This is a genomic window from Thalassotalea sp. 273M-4 (assembly GCF_041410465.1).
Lineage (GTDB): Bacteria > Pseudomonadota > Gammaproteobacteria > Enterobacterales > Alteromonadaceae > Thalassotalea_A > Thalassotalea_A aquiviva.
The window spans coordinates 743,403-770,116 of sequence record NZ_CP166961.1 but is presented as its reverse complement, the minus strand read 5'-3'; the positions used below and the strand labels follow the sequence as shown (position 1 = coordinate 770,116).

Here is a 26,714-nt window from a genome sequence, read left to right as displayed (position 1 = left end):
TCTTAGGTCACCCTTAGCGATCTGTTTAATGCATTAGTAAGAACTGAGTTTATGTTAGATATAGCCTTAGAGCCGGGGTTATTAATTACTTTGGCTTTAGTCGGGTTAATAGCGGGGTTTGTTGATGCCATCGCCGGCGGTGGTGGTTTAATGACGGTACCCGTTTTGCTGGCATCAGGCCTTCCCCCTCATGTGGTTTTAGGCACCAACAAACTCTCTGCTTGCTTTGCTTCTTTTACCGCCTCTTTTACTTTCTTTAGAAAGAAACTATTTAATCCTATGTTTTGGCGATATGCCGCCATAAGCACTCTAATAGGCGCATTCATTGGCACCATGGCGGTAAGCTTACTGAGTGAGGATATATTATATAAAGCGCTCCCTATCATTATTATCATTTGTGGTCTTTATACCCTTTTTTGTCGCTCAAGTTTAAATGAGTCGGCACGTCTTCCTAAAGAAACTCGTGCGCTTTATCTTAAGCAAATTTCACAAGGTGGCATACTTGGATTTTATGACGGTATTGCCGGCCCTGGCACGGGCGCATTTTGGACGGTATCATCATTGGCTTTGTATAAAATGAATATTTTATTTAGTTCGGGCTTGGCCAGAAGTATGAATTTCATTAGTAATTTCACCTCCTTGTTAACCTTTATCTATCTTGGTCAAGTCAATTTTGTTATTGGTTTAACCATGGGCAGCTTTATGTTAATTGGTTCATGGATCGGTGCTCACTCAGCCATTCGATATGGTGGCAAATTTATTCGTCCAATTTTTACTTTAATCGTGTTAATTATGGCAATCAAACTAACCTATACAGCTTGGATACAATAAATGAGCTTACAAGCATTAGAACGACTCGAACAATTACTGCTCCAATTGAACGACGATGCGAAAACCGTTGATCAAGAAAACAAACAAAAAAAGTCGCATTATTATCTGCAACAAGACTCACTTTTCGATCAAAAGTTGTTTCCTATCGTCAGCTCAAATTACGCCGACTATGTTCAATACACGTTAAAACAATTGACTCAACTTAAACGTTTAGAACAAAGCAACAAAACCATATTAGAAAGTTCATTATTAGAAACGCTCGATCAACAAATCAGCAGCTTAATTACGGCGATTAAATCCAACAGTGCGCGTCATCATGATAGCGATTACCGCTTACAGAGACGCTATCGGTTGCAAGCACAAAAACAAGTTCAGCAAAATAAATACCAACACATTGCCAAAGGTTTAATGAAAGGTAGTCATCAGTTACACGCTAAGCTTGCGGAAACTCGCGGCTTTGAAAAACGACTGATGCAAATGCTATTTGATAAAGAAACCGAGTTAAATCAATGCAAAGCAAATCAGCAAAGTGAACTACAACAGCAAGTATTGATTTTGCATCAACGCTTAGGCCGTTGTCGAAAAGCAATCAGCCAATTAGAGCGTGAACTGGAATTGGCTGAAAAGAATGCGTTTTAATTACGGCTTATCAGAGCAAATAAAACAGCAAAGCGCCTGACTTTGAAGCGCCTTAGCATTAGCGTTAGTTAATTCACCCTGTTGGCGAGTTCAAACAAATGAGTTGATTTCTAATTTTCATCTGTCATATAGAAAAACGTAACGGCTAATCTTTTATCACGCTTATCTTGGCCATAATAACTGCTAGCAGAGTGGACGATATTGCCTTTAAATAATATTAAGCGATTAAACTTATTCTCTATTGCCAGTTCTTCGTGCCAACTATCTTTTGGTAATGAAGTCGTATTTAAAGCGTCAACTAAGTTTTCAAATGGCGGTTTCACAATATTCCCACCCAAGCTGCCATCCGCATTTTTTAACCGATAAAATGAGGTACCGGAATGCGCACTAGGGCTTTGGTGTAAATATAAAACCGCACCATATCGACAAAGTCTGCGGTTATCTGCATGCGGTCTTGCACTGCCCTCTTCTGCCCCAACTAAAATCGCAGTATTGCTGTCGACGATAACATCTTCATCGTCAACCACCCAAATGTTATCTTGTTGGATTTTTTCTTTTATCCAAGCTTCAACCTTAGCCAGTTCTTTTTTTCTCAGCGCATTTTTAGCACGCATGCCAGGCCACAATTCATTGGTATAAGGCTTCCCCAGTTTCCATTTACTTTTTAAGTAACATCGATTAGCAATGTCTTTTGCCTCTTTGTTGGTAAAAAAGTCATCGACTATCCAATAGTTCTCACCTAACACGGGTTTTTCATAAGGAAGCGATAATGCTGTTGTTTGAAGTGGCGGTGCCGAGGGGGGGATAAAGTTACGCGTAGAATTTGTCATCAAAGTCTCCCTGACTAGATACATGGCCCTATGTTTTATAATGTAGCCATGCAATGAATGTAAAATATCTATGCTTAACGCTTTAAAGAGCCCATAGCGCCGCAACGAATGGTCGCGAAATAGAGTTTGCTATGGCAAAAACGAAAACACTTTTATAGCTACTTTATGCAAAATTAAACACAAACATTTAGATATTATTATTTTATTTATATCATCAAGGCAAAAGCGATTTTTTTCAATAGTTTGGTGTCGCTATCTAGGCCTTAACGTTAAATAAAAAGCGAGTCGATGATTCAAAGCACGATGTTAAAACAATCCGGCTATTTTTTACTGACGCACATAGGAAGAAAAATAAAAATCAAATCAATCAAACAAGGTAAAGAGTCTGATAAAAGAGTCTGATAAAAGAGATAAAAAGCGGGGAAAATGGGTGAAGCATTATTTGGGTGGTCCCTCCCTCAGCCACATCCCGGCACATGAGTCGTCTGCTGCGGTTGCTTCCTTCCGGACCTGGCCGAGTTCACAGAGTATCATTGCGAGAGGACCAAGAGAGGTACCATAGAGCTAACAGAACTTGCTGTTAGGATGCGCATTATGTCGAATTGTATTGCTTGATGCAAGTGAATTATAAAGCAATAAAGGATTAATTTTTAATATTAAAAATTCTGCGGTATTTTTGCACAATCAGGACTGAACAAGCTTTGCACACTGGCTAATTCTTGCTCTATTTCACCTTCGATGTAGCGCTCAGGATAAAAATGCACATCTTTTTTGGCATAATCAAATTTTACCATCACCACCGGCACTTTAGCCTGTTTGGCAATCTGTAAAAAACCAGTCTTCCACTTGCTTACTTTTGAACGAGTACCCTCTGGTGCTATTACAATAACCAACTCATCTTCTTTATTAAATCGGTCGACAATTTGCCCAACCACCCCGTTAGGCGCAGAACGATCAATGGGGATCCCCCCCAAGTACCTAAGCCAAGACCCTAACAAGCCTTTAAAGAGTGAATCTTTGCCTAAAAAATGAAGGTTTAGATTAAGCGCAAATTTAATTCGAACACCGACCAAAAAATCCCAGTTCGATGTATGTGGCGCGACCGCTACAATAAACTTTTTTTTATCGGGTAAGTTGCCACTTAACGACCAACCAGAGGTGTTGATTAATAACCGGCCAAACCAAGCGGCAAACTGATTATTTGTTCGTGGGACATTGGGTGGCGGTATAGGTAACTTTTGGGTCATTTTTACAGATCTTCAAAGCTAGTTTTTTTGTAAATTTAATTGGTTATTGAGCTCTAGGGCGACGGCTTTCAGTTGCAGTAAGTTTTCTTTACCAATACGGAGCAGGAACTTATCTGCAGGTGACATAGCTTCTAAGTCTGAATCTTTATATTGGTATATAACATTAGGGCGAACTAACTCAACGTCTTCGTTAATAACACGCATATCTAACACGCGGTCAATAGCTTGTTGCAATACATCATCAAAGGTTAAATTAGGATAGCCGAGTTCATTAAAGGCTTTTTCAAATAAAGGCTTAGTTTGGATAAACTGCGCAACCAAGGTTTCTGGTTCAAATGAATTAAGTAAATCAATATAAGGAAGGTACCTTTGTTGATTAACATCCGAGATGGTAAAGACCTCGTTATCTTGCCCTTGAGTATCGGTCAAAAAGCTGCCATCGGGCTCTTTCACTGGTAAATGCGTATAGGCTAAGTCACCGCGAGCAAAATTATCGGTAAATACCACTGCTCGGCGGATCACATCCTCAGTGACAATTAGGTCTAACAATTCTTTGCGCCAACTAATTTCACTGATTTTTGCCAAAATAAACTCATCGCTGGCTTCCAGTTTTGGTAAGGCAATTTTAGGTTTTATCGGCTCTATTGGATCAGGTTCTGTGATTGTTTCAACATTTTGCGGTTCTGCAACAGGGTTCGCGAGCTCAGGCGGTTGTTCTAACTCTTCCGTGGTGATGATCACTTCTGATTCATCAATGATTGTTTGAGGCGATCCAACCTGCTCCTGCTCTTCATCGATAAGTAAATAGACAAAGGTTGCAACAACAACACAGAAAATCAGGATAAAAACGACCGTAGAAGAGCGTCCTTCTTTGTCATCGATTGAATTGTTAGATAATTGCTCTGACACGATAATACCTTATGATTTTGAAACATCTACCGTTATTAGAATAGTCAATTTGTGATCTGAAGTGTAGTCAAAACACCTTTTCAATGACATTCGCACTGTAGCCAATAATAAATACTCGACGTTTGGGCTCTTTCGTTATCAGCGCCAAACTGATTAACCGCCCCTCAGGCCATCTTACAACACCGCATCAGGCTGATTTTCAGGAGCTGCATCAATAAACGCGGTTAATTGATTACAATTATTGTAGACCTTGGTTATGGTTGGATATGATGACATATCTACATCGAATCGCAAGGCATTGTATACTTGCGGGATTAAGCACACATCGACAATTGTAATGTCATCACCAACACTAAAACGTTTGCTGGTCTGAGCCAATCGGTTTTCAAGACTATCAAAGCCGGTTTTAACCCAATGCTGATACCATTGTTTTTTTTGCTCGTTATTAACCCCAAGTTCTGTGCTTAAGTAGTTTAACACCCTTAAATTATTTAACGGGTGTATATCACATGCAATATCATTGGCCAGGGCTTTAGCTAAGAACTTTGCTTCTATATCGATAGGAAACAAAGCGTTATTAGGGTATTTTTGCTCTAGATATTCAATAATGGTTAATGACTGATTTAGGATAAAATCACCATCTTGAAGGGTTGGCACCAATTGATTGGGGTTGAGCTCTTTATAATCTTCTAAATGCTGTTCGCCACCATTTTTAACTAAGTGTACCGACTGAGATTGATACTCTAGGCCTTTTAAATTCAACGCCAATCGTACTCGATAAGCCGCAGACGAGCGCCAATAGCCATATAATTTGATCATAACTGCCCCATTTATATTTTTACGGTTTTTTTATTGATATTGTACTCACGCAATTTGTTCGCGATGGCGGTATGGCTTAAACCCAGTTTTTTTGCCAATTGTCGGGTACTGGGAAAAGCTGGATAGAGTTTTCTCAGTAAATCGGCTTCAAAACCTTTAACCGCTTGTTCTAAAGTTCCAACAAATTGCCCTTCTAAATACCCTTGTTCAGGGCTGTAAACCGGTAAGTTAAGACTTTCAATGGTAAGTACTTCACCTTCTAATAGTGAAACGGCACGTAACATCACGTTTTCTAATTGTCTGACATTACCAGGCCATGGATAAGTTTCGATAAACTCAAGGCATGCCTGCTCAATGATGACATTTTCTCGATGATTAAGCTCAACGGCTTTGTATACAAAGTGCTCTGCTAAAGGAACAATGTCTTTCATTCGTTCTCTTAGTGCAGGTATTTTCAGTTCAAAAGTATTTATCAAGTGCAACAAATCTTGACGAAACTTATCTTCATTGACCAGTTCGTTTAAATCTTGGCTGCTGGCGCTGATAAATCTAATATTAAATTTTCGTGGCTTTTCTTCACCTTCTCGGCGAAAAAAACCGTCTTCTAAACTGCGCAGTAATCTGGACTGCAGTAATGGCGTCATATAAGAAACTTCATCAAGAAAAAGGGTGCCGCCTTCGGCTAATTCCAAAACGCCTTTTTTATACTCTTTGGTTGTAAGGATTTTGCCATAAAGCTCTTCATCGACCGTGGCATCAGGTAAAGAGGCACAGTTGATGGTCATAAAAGGCATTTCGGCGCGCTCACTGGCATTATGACAAGAGCGAGCTAATAATTCTTTACCCGTTCCAACTTCGCCATGAATTAATATGGCAGAGTTTAACAACGAGATTTTTCGCGCTTCTCTGACCACTTTTCGCATTAATGGAGAATGTTGCACAATGCCGGCAAAGTCATTGTCTTTAGGGTGTCGAAAAGCGTGTACCTGCTGGCCAAGACGGGCTTCCGATTTAAGAATAATCAAAGCACCGGTATAGACTTTTTCATCTTCATCTTTATCACTGTCGACAGTAATAGGTAAAATATCGGCAACATAATCTTCTTCTTGAAATTTAATTTTTCGAGTTTGCGCCAAAATATCATCACCTTCCATATAACGATGAAAATGAAAACCTTTAATAAAATGACTTATCGGTTGACCAATAACATCCGCTTCTTGAGCACCGATTCTTTGAAGGGCAATATCACTGGCGCCATATACGTTGGCTCGGGTGTCAATGGAGAACATCGGATCGGGCAGAGTGCGAACAATGGTATCAAGAACATTACGATGTCGTTCAGAAGGCATAAACATGGTAGTTTTAACATCGATAACACCATCTACCATGCGTAATTTAGGCATAAATTGCTGTAAATGGGCAAATTCCAGATCGGGAATATGAACGAATATTTGCCCTGATTCAGGCGTCGCATCAATGCCTTTGATATTTATATCTTGTTCAACTAATATGGCAAAAACCTCATTGGCAATGCCAACTCGGTCTTTGCAAGTGATTTCTAGACGCACAAAAAGTTCCCATATATCACAACCTTAATGTAAACATAATTTTACATACAGACCGCGTTATTTGCTACTATTTTTCTCTCTAAAAACACTTAAAGGCATCGGGAAGACCTAACAAAGCTGCTAAATATCAATCACTTGAATCAAGAAGCGCGTCTGTTTTAGCTGCACAAATAAAATCATTTTTGTGTAAACCACCAATTGCATGGGTCCACCATGTAACGGTAACCTTACCCCATTCTGTAGTAATACTTGGGTGATGAAACTCGGCTTCAGCTAAAGCCCCAACCTTATTGGTAAATGCTAAGGCAAGCTTAAAGTTTTTAAACTCAAACTCTCTTTCGAGCATCATCACACCATCACGGGCATGAGCCACCCAGTCAGGAATGTCTTTGATCAATTGGGCTAATTCTTGTTCTGAAACTTGTGGCGCATCAGCACGACAAGCTTCGCATTTTTGTTGCAGTAAATCTGTAGTCATTGTTGTCTCTTTATGTTGTTAATTTTGTATCTTACGACTGTTAACTTGCTTGGGGTATGTCTTTTGGCTTGAACAAAGGCTGATGCAACCCCAATTTTTTCGCCTGTTGAACTAAACCAACTAAATCCTTTTTACTTAACGCATCAAGATCATGAATGTTATTAAGGATAAAGTATATGGGTTGCAAAATGTCGATCCGATACGGTGTTCGCATCGCATCTAAAGGGTCAAGCGGTTTTCGAATTGCTTTACTATCGGCGAGAGAATATAACGTTTCCTCAGGTGAGGATAAAATCCCACCACCGTATATTTTTAATCCTTGCTCGGTTTGTACTAAACCAAATTCAACGGTAAACCAATATAGTCGAGCTAAGTAAACCCGATCTTCTTTACTGGCCTTTAGCCCGAGTTCGCCATACTTTTGGGTAAAGTTAGCAAAATCTTTATTGGTTAATAACGGGCAGTGACCAAAAATTTCATGGAAAATATCGGGTTCTTGCAAATAATCAAATTCATCTTCACTGCGAATAAAGGTCGCAACGGGAAATTTACGCTCTGAGAGTAATTGAAAAAACTGTTCAAAACCAATTAAAGCCGGCACTTGGTAACACTGCCAGCCGGTATGCTCGAGCAACACTTTACTAACATCTATTAATTGAGGCACCTTATCTTGAGGTAAATTAAGCAAGCTCAAACCTTGGAGAAACTCATCACATGCTTTATTTTTAATACACGCCAATTGTCGCTTATACAAGCGTTGCCAAATACTGTTTTCTTGCTCAGTCCACGCAATAAAGCCGTCTTCATTGGCTTGTTTTGAAACATATTTCGTAGTTTTCGACACATCAGCCTCCTTCACATACAACGCTTAATTTTTTGCATTGTTGTATTTCCCTAAAACTAGGCAGGACATAGGCCTTTAGGGTTTAATTAATTTCAACGTTATTTATGGGTATGCTTTTGGCGCTCATCTCGCGATTAACGAAAGAGTAACAGCGCAAATGCTCACGAGTTGTTCTCATACTAAATAAAGTCGATGCTAAGTTAAAATTCTTCGGCAGATCAGCTCGAACACTTTTGTAAGGAATATTTTACAACTCATTAACCAAATTTTATTTATCTGCGTTGCCAGCATGAGAAGACGTTAGTAACGCTTTTACTTGCGTGATAACTTGTCGCCGAACATGGCTGATACCTGGAGGTTGCTCTATAAAGGGGATCGGGCGACACAATGACATGGTTTGTAGGCCTAATCGAGCAGTGAGCATACCCGCGCCTAGGCCTTGAGCAGCCCGAGTGGATAATCTTCCCAAAGCATCTACTCCGAGTAAATCAACACCAACATCGGCAATGATTTCAGTTGCTCCGGCAAAGATCATATTTCTAAATACGCGTTTAATTAAGCCAATTCGAGCCCAAAAACCAAGGCGAACACCATATAAGCCTGCAACTTTGTCAATGAGCCTAAAGTTTCGCCAAAGTAATATCAGCATATCCACCACGGCTATAGGGCTAATAGCCACCAAGAGCACGACTTCGGTTGAGAGTTTTGAAATTGAGCTTAACGCTTGCTTATCGACGTCGGTTAATACCTGTTGGCTATACAGTTGTAGAATATCTTCTTCACTGTGATGACTTTCAATACTGTTAAGCCAACGCTCTTGATCTTGGTTAATTTGATCTATGGGTAATTGTTTGCTTATTTGCTGACAAAAATCCTTAGCGTCAAAGCTTTGTTGATGCGTTAACAGTGCTTTTGCTTGAGCTTGTTGTTTTTGTTGTCGATTAAATTGGCGCAAGCTCCATAACTCTTTGCTCACGGTGAGTCCTGCAATAACCCCAATACTGGTGGCTAACACCGCATAAACCGAGGTAATAATGGGCGACTTAGCAAAGCCTTCAATAAAAAAGTCGATTAATTCATAAACCACAACCCCTGTAAACGCGAGTCCGGCAATGCGCCACAGCCAACGAGGTTTGCTCTTTGTTATGCTCTCGGGTTGCTCAATAAACTCTTCAACCGGCTGCCAAGCCGTTTCTGGCAACACCACTTGTTGCTCAGGCATCTTGTCGTTTGTCTTTGCATCGGTTGATAGCAAATCATCATCAAATAATATTTGTTGGTTTAACTCTTTATCGACAGGATTCATTTTAATTTGTCTCCAAGTAAATACTGCAAGACTTTATCCATATTTATTTGATCTAAAGCCTGATGTTCAGCTAACGGTTCTAAAGGAGAAAATGCAATAAAGTTATAGGGTTGTTGCTCAAAGTAGGACGGTTCGGGTAATTGACTTGGGACTTTGCCAGGAAAAACCGTGATCACTTGTTGATTATCTAATCGCCGGCCTTTTAAGACATTTATCTTGTGCCCTTGATATTGGGTTTCACCTTCCATCGTACTTCGCACCGACGCCAGCGTTAGTGACTTCATCTTAATCGCATCAAAACTCAAATTTTGCTTTGCTTGCATCAGCAATTGTTCAAGTAATCCGGTTAATGCGGGATGTTGTTCTGCGGTAACATGATCGGCTTTCGTTGCTGCAAATAGCAATTTATCAATTTTGGGCGAAAACAACCGAGTAAACACATTGGATTTACCGTATGCAAAACTTTTCATGATTAAGTTGAGGCCTTTTTGCAGATCCTTAAATGCATGTGTCCCATGATTAAGAGGGGTTAGGCAATCGGCCAGCACGATTTGCCGATCAAAATGAACAAAATGTTGTTTATAAAACTGCCTTACAATGCGTTCGCAATATTGTTTATAGCGCGCTTTAAGCATCCCAATAAAGGTGTCTTGACCTGCTTGTTGATACACATCTTTATTAATGGTGGAGAAATACGGAAATGGAATGAATTGCAAAATGGGTGCGCCTTCATGTTCCCCCGGCAAAATAAAGCGACCGGGTTGAATAACAGAAAGACCCAATTCGTGTCTAAATTGATGCAACAATTGGGTATATTCATCGGCCAACTCAGCCAATTGGTTTTCGCACGCCACCGCAAATGGGTCTATTAAAGCAACTTTATCTAAAAATGGTTGCGCCAAGGCGTTTCGAGGTGGGGTATTAAGCAGTTCTGTCATTTGCTCTGACCATTGCTCAAAGTTTTGTTCTAGCATTGGTAAGTCTAATAGCCACTCCCCTGGATAGTCTGTGATATCAAGGTAAAGGGTCGCCATTTCCGTGGCATATTTTAATAATGAATCTTGCGGGTAATATCGAATCGCCAGTCTTAATTCACTAATCGAACGGGTTGCTTCAGGCCATTGGGGTGGTTGCAATGATAAATTTTCTATCGCCAAGTCATAACTAAAGCGTGGAATATGTAGATTATTTTGCGGCACTCTTTTGGCGGCAATAAAACGCCCTTGTTGCACTACATCGAAAAACGGTAACGGTCGCCCTCGCCCTTCATTAATCAGTTGATTAACGAGCGAGGTAATAAAAGCCGTTTTACCACTTTGACTTAACCCCGTCACCGCTAATTTAACATGTTGATCAAGACTGCGATGAAAGAGCTCTTTAGCAGAGCTTTCAATTTTGTCTTTAAATTTAACCAGCGACTTAGATGAAAATACAGCCATGTAATATCCGATAAAAAAGTGATGTCTCTACTCTAATTCAAACTTCAGTTGAATGAAAGCGGTGTTAAAATCAGCGCCTTGTCGTTAAAAACGTGTTCTAACTTTTGCCCTAAAAAGTCAGCCCTATCAACGATTGGATAAAAAACACTCTGGGGCTGTAAATAAAACCTTAAAAACGACCTAAAAAGATAAATTTTTATTAGACAAAAGAAGACTTTAGCCTATAATCCGGCGGTTTCAATAACCGCAACTGAGGTTTTTCGATTCTGAGACAGCAGTTATTGGTATTTGAACTAGTATATAAGTATAACGTGTTAGCCATGTTTGTTTTTTATGTCATTGAGCAATGCTGTGACTTAACCTCGCTAACCATTCCCACACATATCGTTTAATTTAGTTAAGAGGATTTCAGTTTGAAAGATTCTGTCAATGTGGAAAGTATCCGTGCTGGCTATAATGTCAAACATTGGGGTCAAGGCTTTTATGGCGTAAATGACAATGGTGAAGTATTCGTTTCACCAAATAATTCTGAGCATCAAGTTCCTTTAAGTCAGATCGTGGCTCAATTAGAAGAAAAGAATCTTGGCTTACCGGCCTTGGTTCGATTTCCACAAATCATTCATCAGCGTGTGCACAACATCTGTAATGCATTTAACCAAGCCATTGAAGATTACCAATACCCCAATCACTATTTGTTGGTTTACCCAATTAAAGTGAACCAACAAAGAGAAGTGGTTGATGAAATATTAAACAGCCAAGTCGAACTTGAACAAAAACAACTGGGCTTAGAAGCAGGCAGTAAACCAGAGCTTCTGGCGGTTATGGCATTAGCCCAAAAAGCCAGTTCGGTTATTGTTTGTAATGGTTATAAAGACAGAGAATATGTTCGACTTGCCTTAATTGGTGAAAAAATGGGGCATAAAGTATTTATCGTTCTAGAAAAACTCTCTGAACTTGATTTAGTACTTTCAGAAGCCAAAGATTTAAACGTAACACCAAGGCTTGGTATTCGCATTCGCTTGGCCTCACAAGGTGCCGGTAAGTGGCAAGCCAGTGGCGGAGAAAAGTCTAAATTTGGTTTGTCCGCTCATCAGGTTTTAACGGTATTAGATCGACTAAAACAAGAAGATAAGTTAGATATTCTGCAACTTGTTCACTTTCACCTTGGTTCTCAAATGGCCAATATTCGCGATGTTCGAACTGGCGTTAGTGAAGCCGCGAGATTTTACTGTGAGCTAAGAGATCACGGAGCGAAATTAAAATATTTGGATGTGGGTGGCGGTTTGGCTGTCGACTATGATGGCACTCGCAGCCAATCATCAAACTCTATGAACTATGGGCTAAACGAGTACGCTCGCAATATCGTCTCAACGGTTAGTGATATCTGTGAGTTATATTCCCAACCAAAACCTGTCATTATATCGGAGTCTGGCCGCTCATTAACGGCCCACCATGCAGTGTTAATTGGCAACGTGATTGGCACCGAAAGTTACACTCCCGAAGATATTCTTGCACCCGAAGAAGCCGCCCCTATTTTATTAAAAAATATGTGGGAAAACTTTCAAGAGCTACTACACGGCAAAGATGATAGAGCGCTCATTGAAATTTATAATGATACCCAAAATGACATTGCTGAAGTTCATAATCAGTTTTCAGCGGGTATGGTAAATTTGCAACATCGAGCATGGGCCGAACAAGTATCATTGCGTATAAATTACGAACTCAACCAAAAGATGAGTAGTAAGAATCGCTATCATCGCCCTATTATTGACGAGCTTAGTGAGCGTTTAGCGGATAAGTTTTTTGTTAACTTTTCGCTATTTCAATCGTTACCGGATGCTTGGGGGATTGACCAAGTTTTTCCTATTATGCCATTAACCGACTTAGATAAAGGTACCGATCTGCGCGCAGTGATTCTGGATATTACCTGTGATTCAGATGGTACGGTTGACCAGTACGTAGACGGCCAAGGTATTGAAACAACCCTACCTGTTCCTCCTTGGGATCCGAATAAACCATATCTTATCGGTTTTTTCCTCGTTGGCGCTTACCAAGAAATCTTGGGGGATATGCATAATTTATTTGGCGATACTCACTCCGTCGTGGTCAACTTATCAGATGAAGGCAAAGTTAACCTCGACTTTATCAACGAAGGCGATACGGTTGAAGAAATGATGCAATACGTACACATTGATACCGACAAAATTCGTCAATACTACCGCGCCTTGGTAGAAGCCAAAATACCACAGCAAGAACAACAGGGAATACTACAAGAGCTAGAGCATGGACTGATGGGGTATACTTATTTGGAGGATTTCTAATGGACGATCTGTTTAGTAAAACCGACTACTCTTTATACTCCAATGCGATGACCTATATGCGTCGCCCTTTGGTTGCCGACCCGACTCAACACGATGCCGATGTTGTTGTCCTTGGCATCCCTTTTGACATGGCGACATCAGGACGCGCAGGGGCCAGACATGGCCCCGATGCCATTCGCCGAGCTTCGGTAAATTTAGCCTGGGAAACTCACAAGTTTCCCTGGAATTTCGATCTATTTGAACATACCAAGGTGATTGATGCCGGCGATTTAGTCTTTGATACCGGCGATGCCAAAGACTTAACCGTACGTCTTGAAGCCGCCGCTGACGCTATCTTATCGAGTAAGAAGACCTTACTTTCATTCGGTGGGGATCACTACGTGACCTTGCCATTATTGCGAGCTCATGCAAAGCATTTTGGTGAAATGGCGCTTATTCATTTTGACGCCCACACCGATACCTATAAACACGGCAGCTGTTATGACCATGGCGCGATGTTCTTTCATGCCCCTAACGAAGGCTTAATTTCGCCAAAACATTCGGTGCAAATAGGTATTCGCACCGACTATTCTAAGCATGACCATCAGTTTCATGTGATCGATGCGATGCACGCAAATGATATGTCGGTGAGTGAGTTAATTCGCAAGATAAAAAAAATCGTGGCAAAAAAACCGGTTTATATCACCTTTGATATTGACTGCCTCGACCCAGCCTTTGCTCCAGGGACTGGCACCCCTGTGTGCGGAGGGATGAACTCGGACAAAATCCTCAAACTAATTCGAGCCATGCATGGCATTAATATCGTAGGCATGGATGTTGTTGAAGTGTCGCCAGCTTATGATCAAAGTGAAATCACCGCACTTGCCGGAGCCACAATTGGTCTTGAGATGCTGCATGTTTGGACGGCCAACAAAATAAATGCCAGTGAGTAAAACGAGCAAACAATATTTATCGCACTTGTACCGGTAGGGTGACATAAGCTTGTGTTCCCCAAAGCGGTACGGTCGATAAGCTGTGTTTAAAGCTACCTTCCGTTTCTTTTGTGGTGTATGACAAATACAGCAAAGTCTGATTCTTTGGATCGTAAATTCTTCTTACCTTCATACTTTTAAAAAAGATACTCTTGGACTGCTTAAACACCACTTCACCAGAGGCACTTTTATCTATTTTAGCGATCATTTCAGCGGTTATACTGCCCGTTTGACGGCACGCAATAGAACTATCACTGGGGTCAGAAAAACTCAAATTAGCTTCAATAGACGCAATATGACATGTCACTCCGGTAACGACATCATCTTGTAAGGATAAAATCTTGATATCTTTTAAAGTAAAAAGACCTAAAGATACATCCCCTACTTCGTTATCAGAACACCCTATAACTGCAATAAGCAGTATTAAAGCCATCAGTTGTTTTCGCATATCACCTCCAAGATGATTTTTGTATTAGTAGGTTATGATTTATAGAGTATTGTTGATTTTATAAAGGCGCTGTATGTGCCCCGGCGAACCAACAGATCGTTCAAGAAAAATACGCTTAGGCCCTTATTCGCGGTTAATTTCACTCTTATAATGTTGAATTTACAACTCTTGTTTATTTGGTTATCTAGCCAAATATATTGTAATAGCTAATAAAAAAAGACCCAGAGGAAAAGGTCATCTGGATCTTTTTATTCAACAGTAAAAAGTGTATGTTTTCGCTCTATCAAATGAGCTAAACAGCGTTTAAGAAAAGCCTAAAGACGATTAATTTCTCGAGAAACCGTAAACTCTGGCGAGGTTACATAACGTTCCATGGATCTTAACTCTTGCTCTAAACTATTGAACTTTATACTGATATCTTTAATCGCTTGTTTAGGCGGTTCACCAGCTTGCCAGATCCTCGATTTCACTTTGATTGATTCACTAAACACTTCTTCTTCATGAATTTTGTCTTTAACATTTTTGGCGACTTGCTCTGGCGAAAACTTGCTTGGCTTTTTATCTAAGATAAACCAACCCGCAATATATAAGATGATAAACCAGCCCATCCCTAATAGAACACCTGAAACCACTAAAATTCGAATTAGCCAAGTTTCCCAACCAAAGTACTGGGCGAGGCCAGCACAGACCCCGGCAATTTTTCCCTTTGCTGGGTCTCTAAATAATTCGCCTCGTGATTTTATGCTCATACTTTGTCTCTCCAGTTTGGGCTCTCCGCATCTAAAATAGCTTCTAAAGTGTGAATACGCTCAGACATTTTATCCGCAATTTCCGATAGTTCAGTGAGTTTTCTGTATTCCTCTTCGGTTAAACCCTGGCTAATTTGTCGCTTCGAACGATAATGTAAAATTAACCAAATTGGGGCCACAACCACTAAAAATATAACAATGGGGGCGATAAATATACCAGGATTCATATGACACTCCTTAACTGATTCCGTTTACGCTGTAATTATTTCTTTGACTTTGGTGTTGCTTTTTTAGCAGATTTATCGCCCTGTTGCATCTTTGCTTTTAACGCTGACAATTCATCTTCCACACCGTCTTCGGCTCCTAGCCCATCGATTTCATCTGCAAGTGACTTTTTACCAAGGTCATATGCGTCAACTTGAGACTCCAAATCATCTATTTTACGCTCATAGCGATCAAAACGACTTAAAGCGTCATCAACTTTACCGCTGTCAATTGTGCTTTTAACTTTTAAGCGCGATTTAGCGGTTTTACCCCGCATCACGATGGCTTTTTGACGCGCTTTAGCATCAGCAAGCTTTTCTTGCAGCTGCGCTATTTCATTTTGCAATTTAGCAATATGATCATCAAAAACGTCTAATTCTGATTCCATCGAACTGACCGCTTCTGCTGCTTTGTTTTTTTCAACAAGGGCTGCACGAGCAAGATCTTCTCGATCTTTACTTAACGCTAACTCCGCTTTTTGTTGCCAAGTATCTATGTCGCTTTTTAATCGAACCAGTTGACGGGTCAAATCTTTCTTATCTGCTAAGGTTCTAGCAGAAGTCGAACGAACTTCAACTAGGGTGTCTTCCATTTCCTGAATAATCAGGCGAACCATTTTTTCTGGATCTTCAGCCTTATCAAGTAAGCTGTTGATGTTAGAATTAATGATGTCGGTAAATCTTGAAAATATACCCATAATAACGTCCTCGTTTTTAATTGGTAATCAAAAATGTATTTATTCACATTACATACAGATTTAATGCCAACTTTTTAAAACCACTATAAACCACTGTTTATAAAGAATAAAATAATTTTTAATAATATTACTTCTCACTGTAGCTTTAATGAAATACACTATTTGTTAGTGAAAAAAACCAATAAATAGAATTCATATGGCTCGTTTTAACCAACAAGACAACCTTATCGGTCAGTCGAACAGTTTCTTGGAAGTACTGGAACACATCTCGCAAGTCGCCCCGCTATCAAAGCCGGTGCTCCTAATAGGTGAACGCGGAACAGGTAAAGAGTTAGTAGCGGCTAGGCTGCATTATCTATCTAAGCGTTGGGATCAGAACTACCTAAAGTTAAACTGCGCTGCGCTTAATGAGAACCTACTAGAGAGTGAGTTGTTTGGTCATGAAGGCGGGGCTTTTACAGGGGCAAGTAAACGCCATGAAGGTCGGTTTGAGCGGGCTCATGGTGGTACCTTATTTCTCGATGAGTTGGCCAACACCTCCGGCTTAATTCAGGAAAAATTATTAAGAGTGGTCGAATATGGTGAGTTTGAGCGCGTTGGTGGGTCTAAGACCGTCAAAGCCGATGTGCGCTTAATTGCGGCCACCAATGAAGACTTACCCGAGTTAGCCGAACGAGGTGAATTTCGCGCTGATTTATTAGATCGCCTCGCCTTTGATGTAATAACCCTGCCCCCGCTTAGAGAGCGGGTTGAAGACATTCTATTATTGGCAGAACATTTTGCCATTAACATGGCTAGGGAACTTGAGTTTGAACTCTTTAGTGGTTTTACTGAAAAAGTAAAAAAAACACTTTTAGCCTATCAATGGCCAGGTAACATTCGTGAGCTAAAAAACGTGGTTGAGCGCAGTGTTTATCGCCATAATAACCCTCATATTCCAGTTAGCGAATTGGTCATAGACCCTTTTGAATCACCTTATCGACCAAATAAGCGCGTAAAAACAGCCGATCGACAAAGTTCAAATATCGAGTCTAAGTCTGAGCCAGAACAAAGTGTTAAACCATCCACTGCACTAACATCTTCTGCACCAACAAACTTACAATACCCAGTGTCGTTAAAAACCTTATCACAAGAATTCGAGATATCTTTATTAAAAAGTGCCCTGTCTGAGCATCAGTTTAATCAAAAGAAAACAGCAGAAGCACTAAAATTAACGTACCATCAATTAAGAGGGTATTTAAAAAAATACAATTTATTAGACGGCAATGAATCTGAATAAGCTCAAGCAATACATTGGTCTACCTTGCTTAGCAGGATTAATTTCCCTGTTGCTAGGTTGTGACAATATCCAAAACGATTCGGTTCTTTCCGAAGGGGTGGTCTATTGTTCAGAGGGTGCCCCCACAAGTTTTAATCCGCAATTGATCACATCCGCAACCACGGTAGATGCCACGTCGAATCAAATTTATAATCGCTTGATTGATTTAGACAGTGACCAATTTGAGCAAATACCGGCGTTAGCAAAGTCTTGGCAAGTCAGTGATGATGGCCTTAGCATTACCTTTTATTTACGCCAAGATGTTAGCTTTCATACCACCTCGTATTTTAAACCCACAAGAAAAATGAATGCGGATGATGTGATCTTCAGTTTTGAGCGAATTCTTAACGCCAACAACCCTTTTTACCTGTCGGTTGCTGGCAAGTTCCCATTTTTTAAAAGCGTTAATTTTGAAAGCTTGGTTAAATCCGTAAATAAACTAGACGAACACACAGTGCAATTTACATTAAACCAACCAAACAGTACCTTTTTAGCCAATGTGGCTGCGCCATTTTCGGTCATTTTATCCAAAGAATATGCCGATAGCCTGTTAGCCCAAAACAATAACAAAGTACTTTCACAGTTAGACTCGCTTCCCGTTGGTACAGGTCCTTATATCTTTAAAGAATATAAAGACAAGGCGATTATTCGTTATGTAAAAAATCCAGTGTATTGGCGCCAGGATGTACAAATAGAACAACTGATTTTCAGTATTACTCCGAACAATACCGGTCGATTAACCAAACTTTTAACCCATGAATGCGATGTTATTTCGTATCCTATAGCGACCCAAAAAATTAATTCTAGACCCGATTTAGTGCTAGAAAAAGTAACGTCTTTTAATGTTGCTTTTCTCGCTTTTAATACCCAACAACCGCCGTTTGATAATCCCTTAGTACGTAAAGCCATTGCCCATGCCATTAACAAAGATGTGATCATCAGCTCGGTCTACTTTGATCAAGCCCAAGAGGCCGACTCTTTGTTACCTACAGAGTCTTGGGGCTACAGCGACCAGATTAATAAACTGGCGTATTCAAAAGACATTGCCAAAGACTTATTAGCCGATGCGGGCCTTGAAGACGGGTTTAGTTTCGATATTTGGGCGATGCCAGTGCAACGGGCATACAACCCAAATGCTTTAAAAATGGCCAAGTTAATCAAAGCCGATTTGGCGCAAATAGGGGTTGATGTCAATATCGTGACGTTTGAATGGGCGACTTTTTTACGCAAACTGGCTAAAGGTGAACATCAATCGGTGTTAATTGGTTGGTCAGCAGATCACCCAGATCCAGATAACTTCTTTTCACCATTGCTCAGTTGCTCTTCGCTTGAAACCGGTAGCAACCGAGCATTTTGGTGTAATAAAGAATTTGACAGTTTAATCGAATCTTCTTTGTTAACCAATCACAGAACAAGCCGTAAAGCACTGTATTTAAAAGCACAAAATATCATCTTAGAAGATGTACCTCTTTTGCCCATTGCGCATGCGAAGCGCGCACAAGCGAAAGTAGATTATATTCACGGTAAGATTCTCACCCCTTTTGGTGGGATAAGTTTTGAAGATGTACGCAAGGATAAAAAATAATTATGCTTTCTTACACGCTCCGTCGACTTAATCTGTTATTTTTCACCTTGCTTATGCTCACTATCGTGTCGTTTAGTTTGAGTTATTGGTTCCCTGGAGATGTATTAACAAACCTTAGTGGAATACTCTCACCAACTCCAGAGCAAACGTTAGCATTAACCGAGCTGTACAACTTAGAACAGTCAATTTTTCATCAGTACTTTGCTTATTTAAAGCAGATTCTCTCGGGTAACTTTGGGGTTTCCATTGCGAGCAAAGAACTGATCAGTCAAAAGTTACTCACCTATTTGCCAGCGACTGTTGAACTTTGTTTAATGGCATTAATGATCGCCTTTATATCAGGCACCCCACTAGGCTTTCTCGCTGCCAACTTTCATAACAAGCCCATAGACAGAGCAATTATGGTATTTACCATGCTAGGGTACTCGATTCCAGTATTCTGGCTCGCTTTGATCTTAATTATGGTGTTTTCAATCACCTTGTCATGGCTACCTTCAGCCGGTCAACTCAACTTACTTTATGATATAAAACATATCACGGGCTTTAAAATGGTCGATATTGTCTTAAGCGATACACCAAATAAAACCCAAGCCTTACTCGATGCCACCAAACATATTATTTTACCGGCATTGACGGTGGCCTTAGCCCCAATGACCATATTTATTCGAATGGCTCGAACCTCAATGCTTGAAGTCTTAGACTCAAATTATATCAAAGCAGCCCGAGCCAAAGGCTTGTCACAAATGAGAATTGTATATAATCATGGTATCCGCAATGCGATTATTCCGGTGATCCGACAAATGGGCTTAAATTTTGCCAATTTAGTAACTTTAGCAATGATTGCCGAAGTCATCTTTGACTGGAAAGGGGTTGGCAAGTGGCTTATTAACAGCATTTCTCAAAATGACTATACTGCGATTTCGGGCGGGTTGTTGGGCTTGGCCGCCTTTACTTTTATGATCAATATAATCACTGACCTGCTGTATGCAGCTCTTAATCCGTTAGAGAGGTATAAAAAACATGTCGCGTGAGCATATTTATTTAGAAGAAGAATACCCTTCTCCGATCAAACAGCTGTGGTCAACGTTTAAAAATTCTCCGATAATATTCACCAGCTTTTGTTGCTATGTTGCGCTGTTGTTACTGGCCGTTTTTGGTCCGTTTATTACGCCTCATCCGTCGCTAGAAATCAGTGAGTTTTTGTTACTTCCTCCAGCTTGGGATGCGACCGGAAATATCAGTTATTTATTGGGTACTGACGATCTTGGTCGAGACATGCTTTCTCGACTAATTCATGGTACTTCGTTTACCTTCGGTTTAAGCTTTGTGGTGGTTATTTTCGCGATGCTTATCGGCGTGGTCATTGGCTCTTTTTCGGCTTTGACTCGAGGGGTGAAGTCGAGCTTTTTAACCCACTTTCTTGATGTGGTGTTATCCATTCCATCGCTATTATTGGCGATCATCGTGGTGGCAATTTTAGGCAAAGGTTTGGAAAACATTCTGTGGGCAATTGCTTTGGTTCTTATTCCCCAATTTGTTCATATTACCCGTAATGCGATCAAAGAAGAGCAAGAAAAAAGTTACGTTTTGATCCCAATATTAGATGGCGCTTCCGAACTTAGAGTATTAATCACCGCCATTTACCCAAACATTATTGACAAAATCATCATTCAAGCGACGCTTGCTCAATCGGCCGCTATCCTTGACATTGCTGCCTTGGGCTTCTTAGGCCTTGGTGCACCAATACCATTGCCTGAATGGGGGGCTATGCTAGCCAGTTCGCTCGACTTATTCTATATTGCGCCCTGGACCACCTACTTACCGGGGTTGGCTATATTGGTTACCGTATTAGTGACCAATGTGCTTGGCGAAGGTTTACGCCACTCGTTAAAATTGCAAAAAGACAACTAAAGAGCTGAAATGAATTTACTCGATATAAAAAATTTAAGTATTCGCTTAAAAACCAGCAAAGAAGACATCTTGATGGTAGACAGAGTATCTTTGACCATCAAAGACGGAGAATTTCGTGGTTTAGTTGGCGAGTCAGGCTCTGGTAAGTCGATTTTAGCGCAAGCCATCATTGGCGTATTAGATGATAAATGGGATTTTGAAGCCGACCGTTTTCATTGGCAAGGGCAAGAATTGATGCGTTTGTCCGCGCAAGAGCGAAAAAAAATCATCACCAAAGATGTGGCGATGATTTTTCAAGAGCCCATGAGCTGTCTTGACCCAACCACCACCATTGGCGAACAAATCGAAGAAGCGCTCGATTCAAGCCAATTTAGCGGTTTTTTCTGGCAACGCAAGCAACAACGACAAGAAGAAGCGATTCGGTTATTACATAAAGTCGGTATCCAGCAACATCAGCTGTGCAGTAAAAGCTATCCCCACCAACTTAATAATGCCCTTTGTCAACGGGTGATGATTGCAATTGCATTGGCCAAACGACCTAAACTATTGATCGCCGACGAACCAACGGCGTCAATGGAAGCGACCAATCAAGATCAAATTTTTAGGTTGCTGGCGAGTTTAAATCAACTAAAAAGCATGTCGGTTTTGTTGATTTCGCATGAATTAGGCAAGATAAGTCATTGGACCGATAGACTTACTGTGATGTACTCAGGTCAGTTTGTTGAAGCGGGTACTACTGAGCAAATTTTTAAAACCCCGTTTCACCCCTATACCAAAGCGTTGATTGCTTCTACTCCACACCCTTCGATGGCCTTAAATAAAAACTCGCGCTTGCACACTTTGCCAGGAACCATTCCGGTATTACAACATTTACCCATTGGCTGTCGTCTTGGACCTAGATGCCCTAACGCACAACGAAAATGTGTAACTGCTCCTAAGATTCGCTCATTTCAAGGGCACTTGGTGAGTTGTCATTTCTCACACCGAGGGGATTATGCCAAATGAGCAGCTTAATTGAAGTGAATAATTTAAGTAAACGTTACAAGGTTAAAGGCTCTTGGTTTAAGCAAGAATCAAAAGAAGTATTAAAACCTTTATCATTTAAATTAGAAGCAAAAGAAACATTAGCGGTTGTTGGTGAGATTGGTTCGGGTAAGTCAACCTTGGCCAAGTTGTTAGTTGGCGCCGCTAGACCGACAACCGGCGAGATATTATTAAACGGTCAGCATCTTCAAACAGGTAATTTTAAGCAACGCTGCCAGCATGTACGAATGATTTTTCAAAATGCCTCCGCAACCTTAAACCCAAGTTTAACAATCTATAAACAACTTGAAGAGCCGTTATTGCTGAACACTCAACTTAATGAAGATGAACGCCAAACATTGATTCGGGCAACATTACAAAAAGTGGGGTTGTTGCCTGATCACATGCATTTTTACCCTCATATGTTCTCTGGGGGGCAAAAGCAACGGGTATCAATTGCTCGAGCGATTATTTTACAACCGCAGCTGGTGATTTTAGATGAAGCTTTGGCGTCCTTAGATCTATCGGTGCGAGCGCAGATGGTAAACTTGTTATTAGATCTGCAACAACAAATGGGGTTGGCCTTTTTAATGATCTCTTATGATATCGACATTGTGCGCCATTTCAGCGATAAGTTAATGGTGCTAAGAGACGGTAATGTGGTTGAATATGGCAACACCAACGATATTATCGCCAATCCTAAAGACAAGTATACCCGCAAGCTTATTTTATCGCAGCGCCAAAAATACGCCACGTTATAACCATCTCTTGCCTTTAGAGTTAAATCATAACGGGTAAAAACCGAGTCAACACGACAACGTTTATTGCCCGTTTAGATCTTCATCCACCCAATATTTAGTCCCTTTTACGGTGGCTTGTAATGCTAATCCGCTTTGCGTTAACTGATAAATGGTAAAGTTATCGGCGGTTATTTCCCCCCCAATAGCAGCGCCCTTTTCAGATGCTTTGGCGGCCGCATCAGCTTGTGCGCCAAAAGCCCAACCGGACTCGATAAATCGCGTCATTACGTCTGCAGTATGAAAGACAAAAACCACCCGAAAATCTTTTGCTCCTAAGCCTAGACCAACCCCTGCCTCGCCCATTTTCATGAAGGTATGTTTACCATTGCGATTGTTTTTGACCACCCCATGACCACCACCAAAACTGGCTAAGATCAGATTGATATTAACATTACTAAACACCGCATAGCCGGGCGCTTTAGCTAATTGAGAGCGGGTATCTGGCTTTAGCTTATACAGCTCATTAAGCACGTTATCTTTCATCGTCAATACCTCTTGACGCTGCTCGGCAATTGATGGTTGATCAGAAGCGATACTGCTGCATGCGGATAAAAACAACAAAGTGAGAGTAAACGTACAATAGTGCAATAATCGATTTTTCATAATAACCCCTCAAAGTGACTATTTATGGGGCTAAGACTAGTTCAAAATTTGGCTTTTGTCGGGCTATTAACAACAAAGAAAAGCATATTACTTGGGTCTAAAAACAAAAATCCCCGCAGGGTGCGGGGATTGTTACCTAAGTGTGAGGTGTTAAATTACTGTACAGCTTGGGTAGCTTGAGCAGCTTTCTTTTGCACCAAACGGTGTACTTGGTGCATAGAGTTTAAGTGCGCGTAAATTGGACCTAAGAAGCCACGCTTACGCAGACTTAGGTACTCTTCGTCACTTAACTCATTTAGTTTTTTCTCATCAACGTGGAAGATACCATTGATTTGAATTTTTTCACCATTGATATCGATTTCAATATTTTGACCAACTAATAACTCTTTATCAGCCAGCTCTTTGGTGAACGCTTTCGTCATTTGAGCGTGTTCAAAGTAAAGACCTAATCCTTCTTTACGACGAGTTAGGTACTCGGTTTCTTCACCATTCTCATCAAACAATGAATTACCTTCTTCTTCGTTTACAACCGAAGTCTCGGTAGCAATAACGACCATAAATTTATTTGAATCTTTGCTTTCAGGAACCAAAGATAATGGGAAATGAGTAACGGCGGCAGGCGCGTAAACACCTTCCCAACGAGCAGTTGCTGTGTATAAGTTTTCACCTGGCTTAACACCAAATAAAGCTACAGGTTGGAAAGTGTCATTTTCACTGTTTTTAACAAAAACAACTGGAAATTCTGCTGCTGCTCGAGCAAATTCTTGAACCACAACTGGCGCTAAATGCTGAGAAGCAACATGAGCGAAGTTGGCTTGAGGTTTGATCTTTAAATTTGCGTGCGCACTTTTGTTTAATGGTTGTACGTTTTGGCTCATTTTAATACTCCTAAAATGCAGGCCTTAATATTATGAGAGTCATAAGACTAAACTGATAGATAAAAACAATACAAGGGAAAATTTGAATTTTTTTTGCTTGTTGAGCAAAAACCCAACAAAAACTTATCTTGAATGTTAAAAAAAGATATATGTCTTGCTAAATGCAATTTCAACCCTAAATCAAAAATTGTTGTATTTAATTTCTCAAAGTGGGCTCTTAGCATGGCCCAGCCCATACTTTAACCTTTATATTGGTACCCTGTTAAAAAGAGTTGCACACAATGTTTTAGATAGTTATCGATAGCATCGACACTTAATTGGGTCGGGGTGTTGTATTCTTTACGCATCATCGCTTCTCCCCTGAGCATCGACAACAACTGAATCGCGGCACAATGACAATCATCGATCACTAACACACCTTGGTTGTGATAATAGCTTAACAAGCGGGTCAACTCTGCGATAATAGGCTCAGGCCCTGCGCTAAAAAACAACTGTGAAATATGCGGATTTGTTTGCGATTCAAAAATACAAATACGGTGGATGGCCATCCCTTCATCTGATAACAATAATTGCATAAAGGCTTTGGAAAAACGGTTAAGAGTTGTTTTGGCATCATCAAGGGTGATGTTCGACATGGCGCTCATTTGAAAGGCCTCGCAACGCGATGTTACCGCCATTTTAAACAGTTCGTCTTTATTGCCAAAATGACTGTAAACCGTCTGCTTGCTCACCCCTGCTTGCTGAGCGACGTTGTCCATACTGGTCGCAGAAAATCCAAGCTGACAAAATAATTGCGATGCGGCCAATAAAATACGCTCTCGCTTAAGCTCGCTTTTACTTTTAGGTGGCTCGTTGCCACAGGTTTTGGTCGCTGACAATGCCTTGCTCCTGCTGAAAAATTGTTATCGGATTATGCCGTATAAACAAACAATGGTTTTAATGTATCAAAGAATCAAAAAAAATCAAACTAGACAGTCTAGTTTGATTTTCCTAAACTAACTCTACACTGTATTTTTTACCTTTAAGCCGATGGAGATTTATGATTGCTTATTTGCCATGGCACAACCTAAACAACCAGTTTGCCTTTTTCAACCAAGGTTTAAGTAAACAAATAAACGCCGTCGTTATTAACCACGGGATGTTTCGACTCTTGCTCGCTGCCTTAACCCTTGTTGCACTAATGGGCTGTAACCCGAACAATAATGCAGCCAACAATGTCGAGTCAGCTTACCATCACAAAGTGGCCGCCCACTCCTTAGAGCCACAACAGGGTTATCAAGTCATACGAAGGTTTAGCGGCGTCATTCAAAGTCAACAACGAGCTAAAGTCAATGTTGAAGTCTCTGGACGAGTGGATCAGATTGCGGTATTTGAAGGTGAAAAAGTCGAACAAGGGCAAGTGTTGGCCATTCTAAATAGCGAGCTTTTAGAGATAGAAGCCAAACAGTTGCAGGCCCAACTACACCAAGTTGAGGCACAAATCAGTTTGGCCAATGCCAACCTAGCCAGAGTCCAATCATTACAGCCAAAAGGTTACAGCTCTGAACAAGTGGTCGATGAAGTCAAAAGCCAATTAAAATCGCTAAGCGCAAGCAAACAGCAACTGCAAGCCAGTATTATGGCCAAACAATATCAGATAGATCGCACCCAAATTCGTGCGCCTTACACTGGCATCATAAATAAACGCTTCATCAATATTGGCGAGGTGGTTAATAGTCAACAAGTCGCTTTTGAAATCCAGCAAAGTGGCGCTTACGAGCTTAAAGTTGGTGTGCCACAACACCTTATTGCTAGCATTAAACAACAGTCGCAATATAGCTTAATCATCAACAGTAGTGCGTTCTTGGTTGACCACGTTGCCATCAACACTCAAATCAATCAAGCCAGTCGTACCGTGCAATTACGCTTTGCGATCCCTGCTCAACTTGAGGTGTTTGATAATCAGAAGGCCTATTTTGAATTTGCCCAATATTACCCTGAACCAGGTTATTGGATCCCAATTTCAGCCCTTACTAACGGAGTGCGAGGAACTTGGAATATTTATACCTTATCTTTGACAACAGATAGCCCTAATGAGGGCAATGAACTTTTTACCTTAGTCACTCAAAGCGTCGACGTTTTGCATACTGAAACGGATAAAGCTTATATCAAAGCGGATTTAGACAGTTCGTTAATGTTTTTAGTCTCTGGTGTACAAAGATTGGTGCCAGGACAAACGGTAAGGATTCAGTAGTCG

At 40.6% G+C, this 26,714-nt stretch carries 27 protein-coding genes and 1 other RNA gene; 11 read left to right on the top strand and 17 right to left on the bottom strand.

Annotation, left to right across the window (positions count from 1 at the left end; genetic code table 11):
- Positions 1-51: 51 nt before the first annotated feature.
- Complete coding sequence (locus ACAY00_RS03480; RefSeq protein WP_371377283.1) at positions 52-831, top strand: TSUP family transporter; 780 nt, start codon at positions 52-54, stop codon at positions 829-831.
- Positions 832-1,470 carry a primosomal replication protein PriC gene (priC, locus tag ACAY00_RS03475; protein ID WP_371377280.1) on the top strand — a complete coding sequence of 213 codons (639 nt, stop codon included), beginning with the start codon at positions 832-834 and terminating at the stop codon, positions 1,468-1,470.
- A 110-nt stretch (positions 1,471-1,580) separates the two neighbouring features.
- Here priC and ACAY00_RS03470 read toward each other — a convergent pair whose 3' ends face one another.
- From ACAY00_RS03470 to ACAY00_RS03425, 10 genes are all read right to left on the bottom strand, one after another.
- Positions 1,581-2,300, bottom strand: coding sequence for a DUF6445 family protein (locus tag ACAY00_RS03470; protein ID WP_371377277.1), 720 nt, complete (start codon positions 2,298-2,300; stop codon positions 1,581-1,583).
- A gap of 453 nt (positions 2,301-2,753) precedes the next feature.
- Positions 2,754-2,850: signal recognition particle sRNA small type (ffs, locus tag ACAY00_RS03465), an RNA gene on the bottom strand.
- Positions 2,851-2,956: 106 nt separating this feature from the next.
- The gene (locus ACAY00_RS03460; RefSeq protein ID WP_371377274.1) at positions 2,957-3,547 is read right to left on the bottom strand and encodes a lysophospholipid acyltransferase family protein; all 591 of its coding nucleotides are present in this window, start codon (positions 3,545-3,547) and stop codon (positions 2,957-2,959) included.
- 18 nt (positions 3,548-3,565) lie between these two features.
- Positions 3,566-4,456 (bottom strand): DUF3014 domain-containing protein, encoded by an 891-nt coding sequence (locus ACAY00_RS03455; protein WP_371377271.1) that lies wholly within the window; start codon positions 4,454-4,456, stop codon positions 3,566-3,568.
- A 174-nt stretch (positions 4,457-4,630) separates the two neighbouring features.
- Positions 4,631-5,275: a maleylacetoacetate isomerase gene (gene maiA, locus ACAY00_RS03450; RefSeq protein ID WP_371377268.1), complete on the bottom strand. Its 645-nt coding sequence runs from the start codon at positions 5,273-5,275 to the stop codon at positions 4,631-4,633.
- An 11-nt stretch (positions 5,276-5,286) separates the two neighbouring features.
- Positions 5,287-6,843, bottom strand: a complete 1,557-nt coding sequence (locus ACAY00_RS03445; RefSeq protein ID WP_371377265.1) for a sigma 54-interacting transcriptional regulator — start codon at positions 6,841-6,843, stop codon at positions 5,287-5,289.
- Between the two features lie 127 nt (positions 6,844-6,970).
- Positions 6,971-7,321, bottom strand: coding sequence for a 4a-hydroxytetrahydrobiopterin dehydratase (locus ACAY00_RS03440; RefSeq protein WP_371377262.1), 351 nt, complete (start codon positions 7,319-7,321; stop codon positions 6,971-6,973).
- A 40-nt stretch (positions 7,322-7,361) separates the two neighbouring features.
- Positions 7,362-8,165, bottom strand: coding sequence for a phenylalanine 4-monooxygenase (phhA, locus tag ACAY00_RS03435; protein WP_371377259.1), 804 nt, complete (start codon positions 8,163-8,165; stop codon positions 7,362-7,364).
- Between the two features lie 268 nt (positions 8,166-8,433).
- Positions 8,434-9,471 carry a YcjF family protein gene (locus ACAY00_RS03430; RefSeq protein ID WP_371377257.1) on the bottom strand — a complete coding sequence of 346 codons (1,038 nt, stop codon included), beginning with the start codon at positions 9,469-9,471 and terminating at the stop codon, positions 8,434-8,436.
- On the bottom strand, positions 9,468-10,910 hold the full coding sequence (locus tag ACAY00_RS03425) for a YcjX family protein (RefSeq protein WP_371377255.1): 1,443 nt from the start codon (positions 10,908-10,910) through the stop codon (positions 9,468-9,470). Before ACAY00_RS03425 ends, ACAY00_RS03430 begins: the two co-directional genes overlap by 4 nt.
- Before the next feature lie 413 nt (positions 10,911-11,323).
- Here ACAY00_RS03425 and speA point away from each other — a divergent pair, with 413 nt between their 5' ends.
- Entirely contained in the window at positions 11,324-13,231 is a 1,908-nt protein-coding gene (gene speA, locus ACAY00_RS03420; protein ID WP_371377252.1) for a biosynthetic arginine decarboxylase, read from the top strand.
- A complete protein-coding gene (speB, locus tag ACAY00_RS03415) occupies positions 13,231-14,163 on the top strand; it encodes an agmatinase (RefSeq protein WP_371377249.1) in 933 nt (310 codons plus the stop codon). Before speA ends, speB begins: the two co-directional genes overlap by 1 nt.
- 16 nt (positions 14,164-14,179) lie before the next feature.
- Here the strand turns inward: speB and ACAY00_RS03410 are convergent, their stop codons facing one another.
- The 4 genes from ACAY00_RS03410 to pspA all read right to left on the bottom strand — a co-directional run bounded on the left by ACAY00_RS03410 (position 14,180) and on the right by pspA (position 16,360).
- Entirely contained in the window at positions 14,180-14,650 is a 471-nt protein-coding gene (locus ACAY00_RS03410; protein WP_371377246.1) for a CreA family protein, read from the bottom strand.
- Between the two features lie 314 nt (positions 14,651-14,964).
- Positions 14,965-15,393: an envelope stress response membrane protein PspC gene (pspC, locus tag ACAY00_RS03405; RefSeq protein WP_371379530.1), complete on the bottom strand. Its 429-nt coding sequence runs from the start codon at positions 15,391-15,393 to the stop codon at positions 14,965-14,967.
- Positions 15,394-15,395: 2 nt separating this feature from the next.
- The gene (pspB, locus tag ACAY00_RS03400) at positions 15,396-15,626 is read right to left on the bottom strand and encodes an envelope stress response membrane protein PspB (protein WP_371377243.1); all 231 of its coding nucleotides are present in this window, start codon (positions 15,624-15,626) and stop codon (positions 15,396-15,398) included.
- Positions 15,627-15,661: 35 nt separating this feature from the next.
- Positions 15,662-16,360, bottom strand: coding sequence for a phage shock protein PspA (gene pspA / locus ACAY00_RS03395; protein WP_371377239.1), 699 nt, complete (start codon positions 16,358-16,360; stop codon positions 15,662-15,664).
- Positions 16,361-16,556: 196 nt separating this feature from the next.
- On the opposite strand from pspA, the gene pspF reads away from it, so the two are divergent.
- The 6 genes from pspF to ACAY00_RS03365 are packed head-to-tail and all read left to right on the top strand — an operon-like array spanning position 16,557 to position 22,958.
- The gene (gene pspF, locus ACAY00_RS03390; RefSeq protein WP_371377236.1) at positions 16,557-17,639 is read left to right on the top strand and encodes a phage shock protein operon transcriptional activator; all 1,083 of its coding nucleotides are present in this window, start codon (positions 16,557-16,559) and stop codon (positions 17,637-17,639) included.
- Positions 17,626-19,263: an ABC transporter substrate-binding protein gene (locus ACAY00_RS03385; protein WP_371377232.1), complete on the top strand. Its 1,638-nt coding sequence runs from the start codon at positions 17,626-17,628 to the stop codon at positions 19,261-19,263. The genes pspF and ACAY00_RS03385 overlap by 14 nt, the downstream gene beginning before the upstream one ends.
- A gap of 2 nt (positions 19,264-19,265) precedes the next feature.
- Positions 19,266-20,294 (top strand): ABC transporter permease, encoded by a 1,029-nt coding sequence (locus ACAY00_RS03380; protein WP_371377229.1) that lies wholly within the window; start codon positions 19,266-19,268, stop codon positions 20,292-20,294.
- Entirely contained in the window at positions 20,284-21,174 is an 891-nt protein-coding gene (locus tag ACAY00_RS03375) for an ABC transporter permease subunit (protein WP_371377226.1), read from the top strand. Before ACAY00_RS03380 ends, ACAY00_RS03375 begins: the two co-directional genes overlap by 11 nt.
- A 9-nt stretch (positions 21,175-21,183) precedes the next feature.
- Entirely contained in the window at positions 21,184-22,179 is a 996-nt protein-coding gene (locus tag ACAY00_RS03370) for an oligopeptide/dipeptide ABC transporter ATP-binding protein (RefSeq protein WP_371377223.1), read from the top strand.
- Positions 22,176-22,958 (top strand): ATP-binding cassette domain-containing protein, encoded by a 783-nt coding sequence (locus tag ACAY00_RS03365; protein ID WP_371377220.1) that lies wholly within the window; start codon positions 22,176-22,178, stop codon positions 22,956-22,958. The genes ACAY00_RS03370 and ACAY00_RS03365 overlap by 4 nt, the downstream gene beginning before the upstream one ends.
- Before the next feature lie 60 nt (positions 22,959-23,018).
- On the opposite strand, the gene ACAY00_RS03360 is transcribed toward ACAY00_RS03365, so the two are convergent.
- The 3 genes from ACAY00_RS03360 to ACAY00_RS03350 all read right to left on the bottom strand — a co-directional run bounded on the left by ACAY00_RS03360 (position 23,019) and on the right by ACAY00_RS03350 (position 25,356).
- Positions 23,019-23,600, bottom strand: a complete 582-nt coding sequence (locus tag ACAY00_RS03360) for a YSC84-related protein (protein WP_371377217.1) — start codon at positions 23,598-23,600, stop codon at positions 23,019-23,021.
- Positions 23,601-23,755: 155 nt separating this feature from the next.
- Complete coding sequence (locus ACAY00_RS03355; protein ID WP_371377213.1) at positions 23,756-24,478, bottom strand: SapC family protein; 723 nt, start codon at positions 24,476-24,478, stop codon at positions 23,756-23,758.
- A 239-nt stretch (positions 24,479-24,717) separates the two neighbouring features.
- Complete coding sequence (locus ACAY00_RS03350) at positions 24,718-25,356, bottom strand: TetR/AcrR family transcriptional regulator (protein ID WP_371377210.1); 639 nt, start codon at positions 25,354-25,356, stop codon at positions 24,718-24,720.
- A 161-nt stretch (positions 25,357-25,517) separates the two neighbouring features.
- On the opposite strand from ACAY00_RS03350, the gene ACAY00_RS03345 reads away from it, so the two are divergent.
- Positions 25,518-26,711: an efflux RND transporter periplasmic adaptor subunit gene (locus ACAY00_RS03345; protein WP_371377208.1), complete on the top strand. Its 1,194-nt coding sequence runs from the start codon at positions 25,518-25,520 to the stop codon at positions 26,709-26,711.
- The last annotated feature ends 3 nt before the right edge of the window (positions 26,712-26,714 follow it).